This is a genomic window from Nostoc sp. ChiSLP03a (genome assembly GCF_034531215.2).
Lineage (GTDB): Bacteria > Cyanobacteriota > Cyanobacteriia > Cyanobacteriales > Nostocaceae > Nostoc.
The window spans coordinates 21597-34231 of record NZ_JAVRBQ020000193.1 but is presented as its reverse complement, the minus strand read 5'-3'; the positions used below and the strand labels follow the sequence as shown (position 1 = coordinate 34231).

Sequence of the window (12635 nt, the reverse complement as noted above, 5' to 3'; positions counted from 1 at the left end):
CCGAGCTTAACAAAATTGAGCGATGTTGGTCATGGTTAAAAAGCCGAATTCGTAAGCAAATAATTCAATTTGGCTGTCTGAGAGATGCGATGGAAGCTGTGCTTCACACAGCGGCTTAACCGCCTTGGCGGTTGCTATATCTCGCTAATTAGCAACCTTGAGCAAGTTTCACGATTAGAGTCCAGTGGTATTTGACCCAAGAAAGCCGAACATTTAGAGATAATAGTAGCAGAGGTAATCTCAAAATTAGGCGTTAGCAGAGCGGTGCGCCAACACTTCGCAGCTAGTTGTGGAATAACATTACTACTTCTATAGGAATCCTATTTGATTACGTGAAAAAACTCAGTACACATCTATTCTCCCTATTTCCTTTTGGAAGCTGTAAATTTAGCCTAATAAGTATGGTAGAGCCATAAAAGTAATAGCCGAAAAATACAAACCTAATTTTTATCGTACATTCAAGGGTTTAAGATCCCTACGTCTTGTCGTAATATATTTTGAGTCTGAGTTTAAATCCCCGAATCAAAATGCCTTTAATTTTGAATTTTGAATTTTGAATTTTGAATTGTTAATATGACTTCTTCTCCCCATTACATCCCTCAATCTGACCCGCCGCTTCCTCCTTGGGAAACCCTACCAACGATGTATGATTTACCAAGTGATAACCCAGAGGAACCAGGCTTGCCAGACGATTTTCATTTTTTACAACCCTTACTTTTATACTTAACTTTTCAGCCGATTAACTGGAATTCAGAACTAGTTTACAGTGCGGCTGACCTTAATCTCTACTATGATTTACAGCATCCTTTGTGGTATAAACGCCCAGATTGGTTTGGTGTAGTAGGCGTAGAAAAATTATACAAAGGGCAAGACTTACGGTTAAGTTATGTCACTTGGCAAGAACCAGCAAATCCCTTTGTAGTTGTTGAGTTATTATCTCCAGGTACGGAAGACGAAGATTTAGGCACAAGAAGAGAAAGTGCAGCAGATAAACCTCCTAGCAAATGGGAAGTTTATGAGCGAATTTTGCGGATTCCTTACTATGTTGTATTTAGTCGCGATACTAATGAACTTCGGGCTTTTCAGTTAGTCGGCGGTCACTATGAACCGATGAATTTGACCGATGGATATCTACTAATGCCAGAGATAAATATAAGTTTAGGCTTATGGCAAGGTTCATTTCAAGATATTGAAAAATTGTGGTTAAGGTGGTTCACTTTAACGGGAGAATTAATTCCCGCACCCACAGAGGAAGCTGCTGCTGCAACCCAACGAGCTATAATTGCCGAACAAGAAGCTGCTCAAGCTAAACAAGAAACTGCTCAAGCTAAACGAAAAGCAGAACAATTAGCAGAACGTTTGCGTCAGTTGGGCGTGAATCCTGATGAACTAGATGAATTATTGTAGCTTCACGAATCTTTTCTGATACGCAGCATGATTTTCTGCTTTTGAGGAATCATCTGTAGTGAAAACTTTGATAGCCGATGCCGAAGCAGCTATCTGATAATGATATTAGCTCTCAGAAAGATTAATTTTTGAGAGCGATCGCATATTTAGCACTTGAAATACATATAATATTTCTTTCAGCAAGTTTATAGCAACCTCATTTTTTATGAAAAACCGTGATGTCACGCTATATCCTTACTGTTCCTCAACCCAGTTTCAATTGGGTAACTATGGGGAAAATAAGGTTCAGCAGCAAATCTCAAAGGCGAACCCCTGAGCATTTGCAGATATTACCGCAGACACTGATTATGTTGCAGCGGCTAAAATACTTAAGTATTAGTATTACGATCGAATTACTCACATTAAAATTGTCTATTTGGTAACACCAGACCATCAGAAAATTGTAGAAAAGTGTATTTCCTTGGCTTGATAGTGGTGCTAACCTCAATTTAAAGGATGTTATCAGCCCTTATCTGCTAGAGTTTCTGACTTTCAGCAAATTAGATAATTTATCAATAACAAAATCGCTAGGAGTGCGATGATGATGTCACAGTCCCCTATGACAAGACCAGAAATAGCTGCTGGAACTCTAATCGATAACCGCTATATTATCCAAAAACTTCTAGGACAGGGAGGATTGGGACGAACTTACTTAGCATTTGACACTCGTCGGTTTAATGAAGCCTGTGTTCTCAAAGAATTTGCACCCATTGGCACAGGCGAAAGTGGACTGGAACAATATCGTAACTTATTTAAAAGAGAAGCTAAAATTCTTCATCAATTGCAACATCCTCAAATTCCCAAGTTTTTGGCTTGCTTTGAAGGAGATGGTCGGCTATTCCTAGTACAAGAGTATGTTGACGGTAAAACATATTCAAGACTGCTAGGAGAACTGCAACGTCAAGGAAGAAATTTTTCTGAAGACGAAGTTATACAGTGGCTAAAGAATCTGCTGCCTGTTTTGGAATATGTCCACCAGCACAACATTATCCATCGAGATATTTCTCCAGACAACATCATGTTACCCGATGGCAAGGATCTACCAGTGCTGATTGATTTCGGGGTAGGCAAGCAAATTGCTGATATTAACGAAGCAAGAAGTTCCAACCACCAGGTAACGTTTGTTGGCAAAATGTCCCTTGTAGGCAAAGTTGGATACGCTCCCCGCGAACAGATTAGTTTGGGTTTATGTTCACCCTCCAGTGACCTTTATGCTTTGGGTGTAACTGCTATTGTATTACTCACAGCTAGAGATCCATCTTTACTAATGGATCAATATTCACTTGAATGGAACTGGCGTGATTATACCTATGTTACTGATGAGTTTGCTCAAGTGCTTGATTGTATGTTGGAAGATAGACCTAACAAGCGATACCAAACAGCCAGCGAAGTTCTTGGAGATTTAGAGCGTATTGGAGAACCAGAAATAGCAATATCTTCTGCAATCATGGTTGATGATTTGCCAGCCACAGTATTTAACCCTGAATTTCAGGCTATGTCAGCCATATCGCAGTCACATAACCAACCTGAAGAAACAATTTTTAATTCACCTACTAGTCCACAAACTGGGCGAAAAATTGAACAACAGCAACAACAATCCTCACTCCAACCAGCATTTATCAAACATTGCCAGCAAGAATTAGCCTACCACATTGGACCAATGGCAAATCTGATTATAGAAGAAATACTAGCTCACAATCCTTATATTTCCGCTGACCAATTCATTGAACTTGTAACTAAGGAAATTCCTAACTTTCAAGCAGCTTTTGAATTCAAAAAAAGCTTATTTTCATAGAGATTTAGACATCATGAAATTGAGGAATCATTTTAATCTATTTAACTAATTCTGTAAGTTGTAGTCAAGAGATTTCATAAAAGTAACAAGGTTTTTTAGCAAAGCTACATGCAACGTCTTCTACAGAAGTTATTGCATTAGCGTAGCAGTAGCTAGTTCAGGTACCCAGCATCATTATGAATTATTGTAATCGCTTGTACCTCCTTGAGTACGTTTGATTCTTTTCATCGCCATTTCTAAACTTAACTGCATCCGTTTAAAGGCTCTAGCTAAATTACCGATTTCATCATTGGACATCTGCTCAAATTCAACTTCCATATGTCCCGTACTAACTTCTTCGGCTATGCGAGTCATGCGTTTGAGAGGAATTACAACTTGTCGATTCAAGAACAAGTTGACTAATAGGATAGTCGCTATAAATATAGCTGATACAATCAAGATAATGAGTAAAGAAGACTGATTTGCTTTATTAATGACATTCTTGGCGGGTACTGATATAATCTGAGCGCCAACAATTTCATTAAGTTTCCACCCAAATCCATTAGCAGCACCATAAAGACTAATCATACTTTGAGGTGCAGCTTCAGGTACGCTATGACAGGCCAGACAGCTTTGTTCAGACACTGCTAAGGGACGAGCAATATAAAAGATATCCCCACCAGGAATTGAGCGAAATCCACTAACTTCTTTAAGGTCTGATTTATTTCTGAACTGTTCTACAATTTCTGTCTCAAAACCGTCAGCCTTATCCCGAAGATTTGTGGGATTGAGAGTTGCTTCTTTATAAAAGAAATCACGGTAGTCTGTTGTTTTCCGTAAAATTTCAAACACTTCTCGTGCTGAGTATCCAGGAACGGTTTGCGGCAAAAATTCAGTAGTTAATTTATCAACTAGCTCTGGATTTACTTGAGTGCTGGTGTATTTACGAACAGAACTCATTGTTTGAATGAGCATGAGACCAGTGGAGCTAATATCTTGTTTAGCATTCTCCCTCAGTAGAGAAGAAAGAGTAAATCCACTCAAGCTCAGACCAAATGTCAAAATTACCAGTAGCAGAATTGTAAATTTTTGTTTCAAATTTAGATTCTTAAGCATAATTTTAGATTACCTACAAGTCAAATTATTATGAACAAATATGTCTAAAGTTACTGTTTACTCTAGCATGAGCAATCAACTTTCATGTTTTCGTATAAAGGCATAGTTTAAGCAAAACTATGAGGGTATATTCAAACTTTATACTATTAGTAATTATTGAGGTTAATCAAAATGTTATCTAAGTAACTAAGTTCCAAAAAGCTACAACAGCAATTCAAATGGAATTCCCAAAAATTCGTGTTGGCGGTTCTGATACCGTGCCAAAATAAATACCAGCAATCGTCAAATATTACTAATGGTGTGGAATGCAGGAAAGTCTTTATTCGGGGGACGCTACATTATTGAAAGCCAACTAGGTGAAGGCGGAATTGGCATTACTTATCTTGCCAGAAATCAACGAAATCAACAGCGAGTGATTAAAACCCTCAAAGAAGAAATCCTGAATCACCCCGCCTGGATACTCCACCGAAACAAGTTACGGCAAGACTTTCGTGATGAAGCAGTTCGGCTGGCTGTGTGCCACCATCCTCATATAGTACAGATAGAAACCATCTTTGATGAAGGGAATTTGCCCTGCATGGTGATGGATTACATCGAAGGGGAAGACTTAGCACAGCGCTTGAGGCGAATAGGGGTGCTATCAGAAGCAGAAGCACTACTTTACATCCGGCAAATTGGCGACGCTTTGATCCTAATCCATTCTAAAGGACTGTTGCATCGGGATCTCAAACCACGCAACATCATGATCCGCATTGATAAATTAGAAGCAGTGCTGATAGACTTTGGCATCGCTAGAGAATTTATTCCTAATACGATCCAAAGGCATACAGTGTATCGTACTCCTGGTTTTGCCCCTCCTGAACAATATGAATCAGAAGCGCCGCGAGGAGAATACATTGATATTTACGCCCTAGCCGCTACTTTGTATAACTTGCTTACCGCAGTTGTACCAACTAGTGCAGATGATAGACGACACAATATCAATTTAGAACCACCACAATATTTTAATCCCAACATCAGCAACAGGGTAAATCAAGCTATTATGTGCGGCATGGATCTGGAGTCAACGTATCGTCCCCAGTCTGTGCAGGAGTGGTTAGATTTATTGGGCCCTGATACAGGTAATTATGTAACAAAAATATCACCTAGTTTATTGACAAAGCCTAAACTACAACTACCTGTACCTGTTGTATTAGATCGGCAGAACTGGCAATGTGTACAGACCCTTAAAGGTCATTCTAGTATGGTTCATGCGATCGCCATTAGCCCAGACGGGCAATTTATTGCTAGTGGCAGTAATGACAAGACCATCAAACTTTGGCAAATGGGCACTGGCAAGCTAGTGCGTCAACTGGGTCGTTGGTCTTCTAATCATTCCAGTATGGTTCATTCCGTCGCTTTTAGCCCAATCCCAATCTCTTCAAACCTTTCTTATCAAAGCGAGTCAGGTAAATCTGCAAGAGTTGCAGACCTGAACCGGGGAATCTTAGCTAGCGGCAGTTGGGATAATACAATCAAATTGTGGGATGTCAACACAGGTAAAGAAATTCGTACTCTCACTGGTCATGCTAATTGGGTGAATTCTGTTGCTTTTAGTCCAAATGGCAAGTTTCTGGCTAGTGGCAGTGCTGACTGTACAATTAAACTGTGGCAGGTACAAACAGGCATAGAAATCCAAACTCTTACAGGTCATTCTGACCCAGTTTCGTCAATTGCTTACTCTCCGATAACGTCTACAACTAATAGCCAGGAGAGACAGCTAGTGGCTAGTGGGAGCAATGATTACACCATTAAACTGTGGCAAATATACACAGGCAGAAATATTTACACACTTACAGGCCATTCTTTCTTTGTTAACTGTATCGCCTTCAGCAAAAATGGGGAAATTATCGCTAGTGGCAGTGGTGACAACACGATTAAACTCTGGCATGTAAATACAGGCAAAGAAATTCGTACTCTCATTGGTCATTCTGATTCAGTTTGGTCAGTCGGCTTTAGCCAGGATGGACAATTTCTCGCTAGTGGCAGTTGGGACAACACTATCAAACTGTGGCACATACACAGTGGTAAAGAAATCAGCACACTTACAGGGCATTCCAACTATGTTAGATGTGTCGCCTTTTGTCCCGATGGTCAAACCTTAGTTAGCGGTAGTGATGACGACACTATTAAAATTTGGCGGAGGGGGTAATAAATAATTCCTAATTCATAATTTTTCTATAAATCTACAGATAGAACTGCGATCGCCCCAAATTTGTGACAATAATGACGGCAACCGTTATTTTTGAACAAAAATAAATTATATGGGCTTTGGTATTGGTGATTTATTCTGGATCTTTCTCCTTCTGACTTCTTTGCAACCCATTTGGCAAAAACGTCAAATAGAATATCGGCGCTTGCGTGCTTTACAACAATTCCAGCAGGAACGCAAAAGTCGGGTGATTTTACTGATTCACCGTCAAGAGTCCATTAGCTTTTTGGGAATTCCCCTATCTCGCTACATTACTATCGAAGACTCAGAACAAATATTGCGAGCAATTCGCCTCACACCCTCAGAAGTGCCGATTGACTTAATTTTGCACACTCCTGGTGGATTAGTTTTGGCTACGGAACAAATCGCCAGAGCGTTAATTCGCCACCAAGCAAAAGTCACAGTCTTTGTACCTCACTATGCTATGAGTGGCGGTACAATGCTTGCCCTCGCCTCTGATGAAATTATTATGGATGCTAACGCTGTCTTGGGTCCAGTTGATCCCCAACTGGGTAATTACCCCGCAGCCAGTATCCTGAAAGTGGTTGAAGATAAACCCATCAGTGAGATTGATGACCAAACCCTAATTATGGCCGACCTATCACGCAAAGCAATACAGCAGGTACAGCGGTTTGTACGAACTTTACTAAAAGACAGTATACCTAAACAAAAAGTTCTGCCAGAAAATATCGAACCGATTATCGAAGCCTTGACAACTGGGCGCGTCACCCATGATTATCCCATCACTATTGAAGAAGCAACAGAAATGGGGCTGCCCGTAACCGTCGGACTGCCCCATTCTATTTACGATCTCATGGATCTGTACCCACAGCCACAAGGAGGACGACCCAGCGTGCAGTACATTCCTATGCCTTACAATGACCGCCGTCCAATTCTACCTACACCAAAGGGCAGACCCTTAGAAGAACCAAATCAGATTACTTAAGGGGCTTTGGGGTAGGAGTTTTTTCTGGCGACTAGGGTGTAGCTGTTGGGGTAGCTGTTGGTGTCGCTGTTGGTGTCGCTGTTGGTGTCGCTGTTGGTGTCGCTGTTGGTGTCGCTGTTGGTGTCGCTGTTGGTGTCGCTGTTGGCGTAGCTGTTGGTGTCGCTGTTGGCGTAGCTGTTGGCGTAGCTGTTGGTGTCGCTGTTGGCGTCGCTCTCGGTGTCGCTGTTGGCGTCGCTCTCGGTGTTGCTCTCGGTGTCGCTGTTGGTTTAGTTGTCGGTTTAGTTGTTGGTTTAGTTGTCGGCTGGCTGAAGAGTGTCTTTGCTTCTTCATTCAGCTTTTGGCGGAGTGCTAAATTAGCAATTCCAGTTTCTTGCAGCTGATATTTCTTCTGATACTCCTTCACCACTTCTTCCGTGCGAGAACCATAAAAATGATCGCGCGGTAGGGGAGGATTTGGCTTCACCACTGCATTTAAATTTATGTGCAAAATTTGAACGATGTTAGCAGCAAAATTTTGGGTTTTTGGCCCTGCGATGCCATCAACTGGTTTTAGCTTATAACCAGTCTGAAATTCTCGAATTGCCTTTTTAGTTTCCGCATCTGTCAAAGCGGTGTTTGTTACCTTGACGTTATAGCCTAATCCCCGCAATACTTCACGGAATTGCTGGGGCGTATAACTTTTTTGAGGGGCTGCAAAACCTGTGTCTGCAATTACCAAACTAGCAGTCATCAGGCAAGTAACAGCAAAGGTTGCGCTTGATTTTCCAAACCCACACCACATACTTAAAAACTCCTTTGGGTCAAATCAGCAGGATCATAAACGTTAACAGCTGCATTTTAAGTTTGTTTAATAACTTTTTTCACGATTATTTAATGAATTTTGAACAAATTGTGATTTTTTTTTGTTAAATTTAGCTAGATATTTAAACAATAATTTCTGTCATCCATCAAAAGAAGTATCTTGTATTAGCAAAGATACAGCGGTTATCATTTGAAGCGAATATACCCACCCTTTTAATCCAAAACTGCGTTAGAAAATCACATCTGTGCATTGAGCGTCAACTGAAAATCAAAAGCAGTCTCTTTACCTGTGGCTGTGCTGCAATGAGGAGTATTTTCAGCTTAGGGTTGAAAAAGAGGTTTTAAAGGAGTTTTTGTTTTGGGCTGAAGTTGACACCCATGACAGATGTGTACTTCTACTGGGGTCTACTCGACTGGAAATTGCTGTAATTGGTTAGAAAGAGCAAAAAATTAATAAATGAAAAAGTTTATGTTTTAAACTACTCAATAAGTATCATATATTACAAAAAATGAGAAATATAAAATCTTCTAAGCAGCGTAATCTTTGGTTTGAAAGATTTATGGCAATTGCAGCCGCAGTAAATTTAGGTTTAGTATTGTTTGATTTGAGTTACGTACCTTGGCGAGATATTTACTTGCGAAAACTTCCGCAAATTACTAAGATTTATGACCCAATCAAAGGTATTGAAAGTCATCGAGACACAAAAAGTTATCTAGAAACAGTAGACGCATTAGAGGAACAAGTTAGGCAAACAGGGTTACAGTCGCCTCAAGTAAATAGCAGGTTAATACAAATAAGTCGTCTTAGTAGCGAGATGATTGACAGTAACCCGTTTGCAGGAGCGAATAAGAGTGGGACTCTAGAGAAAATTAAACAAAGGATGCGATCGCACATCGGTAAAGAATCTGCAAAACAGTCTTTTGCCACTTTTTGGAGTCAGCCGTATCTATCACAAAATGGCTGGCTTGAAGAAATTAATTTTTTTAACAAAAGCATTCGCCCTTTGATCGCCAGTAACTACTACCGCCAAATCGGAGAAAATGGTGATTTTATCGATCAATTCTGGATTATTGACTTACCCTTTGTGATTTTATTTGGCGTAGAATTGCTGGGGCGCACCTTCTTGCTCAGACGCCAACATCCCGGTTTTAGCTGGTTAGAAGCACTATTGTGGCGTTGGTACGATTTATTTTTACTACTGCCATTTTGGCGAGGGTTGCGAATCATACCTGTATTAATTCGCCTTGATCGAGCGCAGTTATTGAATCTGCATCCAGTGCGAAAGCAACTTAATCAGGGGATTGTTGCCAATTTTGCCGAAGAACTCACAGAAATTGTCGTAGTGAGGGTGATTAATCAGGTTCAGGGTTCAATTCAGCGGGGTGAGTTAACCAGCTGGCTTTCGCAACAAGAAAATTTACGTCCCTACATAGATATTAATAATGTGAATGAAGTAGAAGCGATCGCAGGTCTTTTGGTAAAAACAATTGTCTACCAAGTGCTACCTGATATCCAACCTGCGATCGTTGCCATTCTGCGCCACAACATCGAAACCGTCTTCCATCAAGTCCCCGTCTACCGCAACCTCCAGAATCTCCCTGGCGTGGGACAGGCCCAAACCCAGTTAAGCGAACAACTAGCGACTCAAATCACAACTAATCTTTACAAAACTTTAGTTAGCGCTGTTGAAGACCCTGTAGGAGCACAACTCACCAGTCAGCTAGTAGAAAGCTTCACCAAGGTATTGGGATCTCAAATCAAGGAAAAACATGTACTCTCAGAAATTCAGAGTTTACTTTTTGACTTCTTAGAGGAAATCAAACTCAACTACGTCCAGCGTTTATCCCAAGAAGACATAGACCAAATTATCGAGCAAACCCGGCAGCTACGAACACAAGTATCAGTTCCCGTAGTAGTGGATAAAGGCGCTACTCTCCCAAAAATACGGGAAGGCTAGGGAAAGCACGGGAGCAGGGGAAGCAGGGGAAGCAAGAAACGTGATTTTTATCAAAAATTTAGTGAAATGGTATGACAAGAGGACAAGGGGGTAAACAAAACTCCTAACTCTTAACTCCTAACTCTTAACTCCTAACTCTTAACTCAGCACTCTTAACGCCCAATCCCTAATACACGACTATAAAAGAAATGCGCTAAACTCGAATTAGGCGAATCATAATTTGGTTCGTCACAAGACTTCTTGGAAGATATACCTATCGCAGGAAGTGGGTCGATGCCCACTTTTTTTATTGAATTCTCTCATGGCTCATCCTTTAGTTCCACAAATTATTGATTTGGCGACACCAGTGGCAGAAGAACTGGGATTGGAAGTAGTTGGCGTGGTTTTTCACACCAACCAAAGTCCACCAGTGTTGCGGGTAGACATTCGCAATCCTGAGCAAGACACTGGGTTGAACGATTGTGAGAGGATGAGCCGTGCTTTAGAAGCCTCCTTAGATGCTACGGAAATCGTTCCAGATACATACGTCTTGGAAGTGTCTAGTCCTGGTATTTCGCGGCAATTGGTAACAGACAGGGAGTTTATTTCCTTTAAAGGATTTCCTGTTATTATCTCCACTTCGCCACCCTATGACGGACAACAAGAGTGGATTGGTCAGTTGATTCGTCGGGATGAGACAGCACTTTACTTAAATCAAAAAGGTCGTGTAGTCGAAATTCCCCGCTCCCTAATTACTAAGGTGCAGTTAGAGGAGCGCCGATAAACAAGTTACTAAGGCTAGAGGCTAGGGACTAGGTATTGGGGACTGGAGATTAGGCATTGGGGGTTGGGAAAGCAGAGGAGCACAGGAGCTTCAGGGACACTAGGGAAAGTTACAGTCAGTCTTTCCCCTAGTGCCCCCCTGCCTCTTTCCATGCCCCATTCCCCAGTCCCCATTACCCCTTATCCCCAGTCCCCAGTCCCTAATTTTTAAAGGAGATTGCTTATGTCAATGGTTACTTTAGCTGGATTAAAAGAATTAATTGAAAGTATAAGTCGCGAGCGGAATTTACCCCGGCTTGCGGTTCAATCAGCTATAAGAGAAGCACTACTTAAAGGCTATGAACGCTATCGCCGCGCCCAAAATTTAGAGCGCAAACAGTTTGACGAAGATTATTTTGAAAATTTTGAAGTAGAACTCGATATTGAAGGAGAAGGATTTCGCGTTCTTTCTACCAAAACCATTGTTGAAGAAGTAGATAATACAGATCACCAAATTTCTCTCGACGAAGTTCAACAAGTAGCTCCTGAAGCGCAGTTAGGGGACTCTGTAGTGCTGGATGTTACCCCTGACCAAGGAGAATTTGGTCGAATGGCGGCGATGCAAACTAAGCAAGTATTGGCGCAAAAATTACGGGATCAACAGCGCCAGATGGTGCAAGAAGAGTTCCAAGATTTAGAAGGAACTGTTCTCCAAGCAAGAGTCCTGCGGTTTGAACGGCAATCAGTGGTTCTAGCAGTTAGCAGCGGCTTTGGTCAGCCAGAAGTAGAAGCCGAATTACCGAAGCGGGAACAGTTGCCCAACGATAATTATCGGGCAAATGCCACCTTCAAGGTATATCTGAAAAAAGTCTCCCAAGGTCAGCAACGAGGGCCACAGTTGCTTGTGTCTCGTGCTGATGCTGGTTTGGTAGTTTATCTTTTCGCCAACGAAGTCCCAGAAATAGAAGATGAAGTTGTACGGATTGTTGCCGTAGCTAGGGAGGCAAACCCACCTTCCCGTTATGTCGGCCCTCGAACTAAAATAGCAGTAGATACTCTCGATCGCGATGTAGACCCAGTAGGCGCTTGTATTGGAGCTAGGGGATCGCGAATTCAAGTGGTAGTCAACGAATTACGCGGTGAAAAAATAGATGTAATTCGTTGGTCGCCAGACCCAGCAACATACATTGCTAATGCCTTAAGTCCAGCACGAGTAGATGAAGTACGCTTGATGGACCCAGAATCACGGCAAACTCACGTACTTGTAGCTGAAGATCAATTGAGTTTGGCTATTGGGAAAGAAGGACAAAACGTCCGTTTGGCAGCCCGTCTGACTGGTTGGAAAATAGACATTAAAGACAAAGCTAAGTATGACTATGCAGCAGAGGATACCAAATTTGCAGCCGTCAGAACAAAATATCAATCAGAGGAATCAGAAGAAGACGACCCGGATTTTGAAGAAGAATTCGAGGATGAAAATCAGAACGAATTAGAAGAGGAAGATAGTTTTGACAATAACGATGATGAATAATTGATTAATTTTCTAAAGTTTTGATAGTGTAAGATTGTAGTCTCAGTCTTAAAAGCTACTTAGTATAAGTA

The 12635-nt window shown here is 41.3% G+C and carries 9 protein-coding genes and 1 pseudogene; 8 read left to right on the top strand and 2 right to left on the bottom strand.

The window, feature by feature from the left end; all coding sequences use genetic code 11:
* From RMY32_RS32150 to RMY32_RS32140, 3 genes and pseudogenes are all read left to right on the top strand, one after another.
* Nucleotides 1-119: pseudogene (locus RMY32_RS32150) on the top strand (IS630 family transposase); the annotation flags it as partial.
* Nucleotides 120-573: 454 nt separating this feature from the next.
* Nucleotides 574-1407 carry a Uma2 family endonuclease gene (locus RMY32_RS32145; protein ID WP_322714266.1) on the top strand — a complete coding sequence of 278 codons (834 nt, stop codon included), beginning with the start codon at nucleotides 574-576 and terminating at the stop codon, nucleotides 1405-1407.
* A gap of 583 nt (nucleotides 1408-1990) precedes the next feature.
* Nucleotides 1991-3241, top strand: coding sequence for a serine/threonine-protein kinase (locus RMY32_RS32140; RefSeq protein WP_322714265.1), 1251 nt, complete (start codon nucleotides 1991-1993; stop codon nucleotides 3239-3241).
* A gap of 174 nt (nucleotides 3242-3415) precedes the next feature.
* Here the strand turns inward: RMY32_RS32140 and RMY32_RS32135 are convergent, their stop codons facing one another.
* Nucleotides 3416-4336, bottom strand: coding sequence for a DUF3365 domain-containing protein (locus RMY32_RS32135; RefSeq protein ID WP_322714264.1), 921 nt, complete (start codon nucleotides 4334-4336; stop codon nucleotides 3416-3418).
* A 295-nt stretch (nucleotides 4337-4631) separates the two neighbouring features.
* On the opposite strand from RMY32_RS32135, the gene RMY32_RS32130 reads away from it, so the two are divergent.
* Both RMY32_RS32130 and RMY32_RS32125 read left to right on the top strand, forming a co-directional pair.
* Nucleotides 4632-6527, top strand: coding sequence for a serine/threonine-protein kinase (locus RMY32_RS32130; RefSeq protein ID WP_322714263.1), 1896 nt, complete (start codon nucleotides 4632-4634; stop codon nucleotides 6525-6527).
* 112 nt (nucleotides 6528-6639) lie between these two features.
* Nucleotides 6640-7533: an SDH family Clp fold serine proteinase gene (locus RMY32_RS32125; RefSeq protein ID WP_322714262.1), complete on the top strand. Its 894-nt coding sequence runs from the start codon at nucleotides 6640-6642 to the stop codon at nucleotides 7531-7533.
* A 31-nt stretch (nucleotides 7534-7564) separates the two neighbouring features.
* Here RMY32_RS32125 and RMY32_RS32120 read toward each other — a convergent pair whose 3' ends face one another.
* Nucleotides 7565-8314 carry a peptidoglycan-binding protein gene (locus RMY32_RS32120; protein WP_322714261.1) on the bottom strand — a complete coding sequence of 250 codons (750 nt, stop codon included), beginning with the start codon at nucleotides 8312-8314 and terminating at the stop codon, nucleotides 7565-7567.
* Nucleotides 8315-8843: 529 nt separating this feature from the next.
* Here RMY32_RS32120 and RMY32_RS32115 point away from each other — a divergent pair.
* The 3 genes from RMY32_RS32115 (at nucleotide 8844) to nusA (ending at nucleotide 12564) form a co-directional block, all read left to right on the top strand.
* Nucleotides 8844-10292: a hypothetical protein gene (locus tag RMY32_RS32115; RefSeq protein WP_322714260.1), complete on the top strand. Its 1449-nt coding sequence runs from the start codon at nucleotides 8844-8846 to the stop codon at nucleotides 10290-10292.
* A gap of 301 nt (nucleotides 10293-10593) precedes the next feature.
* Complete coding sequence (rimP, locus tag RMY32_RS32110; RefSeq protein ID WP_322714259.1) at nucleotides 10594-11055, top strand: ribosome maturation factor RimP; 462 nt, start codon at nucleotides 10594-10596, stop codon at nucleotides 11053-11055.
* Between the two features lie 222 nt (nucleotides 11056-11277).
* Nucleotides 11278-12564 (top strand): transcription termination factor NusA, encoded by a 1287-nt coding sequence (nusA, locus tag RMY32_RS32105; RefSeq protein ID WP_322714258.1) that lies wholly within the window; start codon nucleotides 11278-11280, stop codon nucleotides 12562-12564.
* Nucleotides 12565-12635 lie beyond the last annotated feature (71 nt).

Coding starts and splice junctions, on each gene's coding strand:
- RMY32_RS32145 (WP_322714266.1), top strand. CDS start 574: ATGACTTCTTCTCCCCATTACATCCCTCAATCTGACCCGCCGCTTCCT.
- RMY32_RS32140 (WP_322714265.1), top strand. CDS start 1,991: ATGTCACAGTCCCCTATGACAAGACCAGAAATAGCTGCTGGAACTCTA.
- RMY32_RS32135 (WP_322714264.1), bottom strand. CDS start 4,336: ATGCTTAAGAATCTAAATTTGAAACAAAAATTTACAATTCTGCTACTG.
- RMY32_RS32130 (WP_322714263.1), top strand. CDS start 4,632: ATGGTGTGGAATGCAGGAAAGTCTTTATTCGGGGGACGCTACATTATT.
- RMY32_RS32125 (WP_322714262.1), top strand. CDS start 6,640: ATGGGCTTTGGTATTGGTGATTTATTCTGGATCTTTCTCCTTCTGACT.
- RMY32_RS32120 (WP_322714261.1), bottom strand. CDS start 8,314: ATGTGGTGTGGGTTTGGAAAATCAAGCGCAACCTTTGCTGTTACTTGC.
- RMY32_RS32115 (WP_322714260.1), top strand. CDS start 8,844: ATGAGAAATATAAAATCTTCTAAGCAGCGTAATCTTTGGTTTGAAAGA.
- rimP (WP_322714259.1), top strand. CDS start 10,594: ATGGCTCATCCTTTAGTTCCACAAATTATTGATTTGGCGACACCAGTG.
- nusA (WP_322714258.1), top strand. CDS start 11,278: ATGTCAATGGTTACTTTAGCTGGATTAAAAGAATTAATTGAAAGTATA.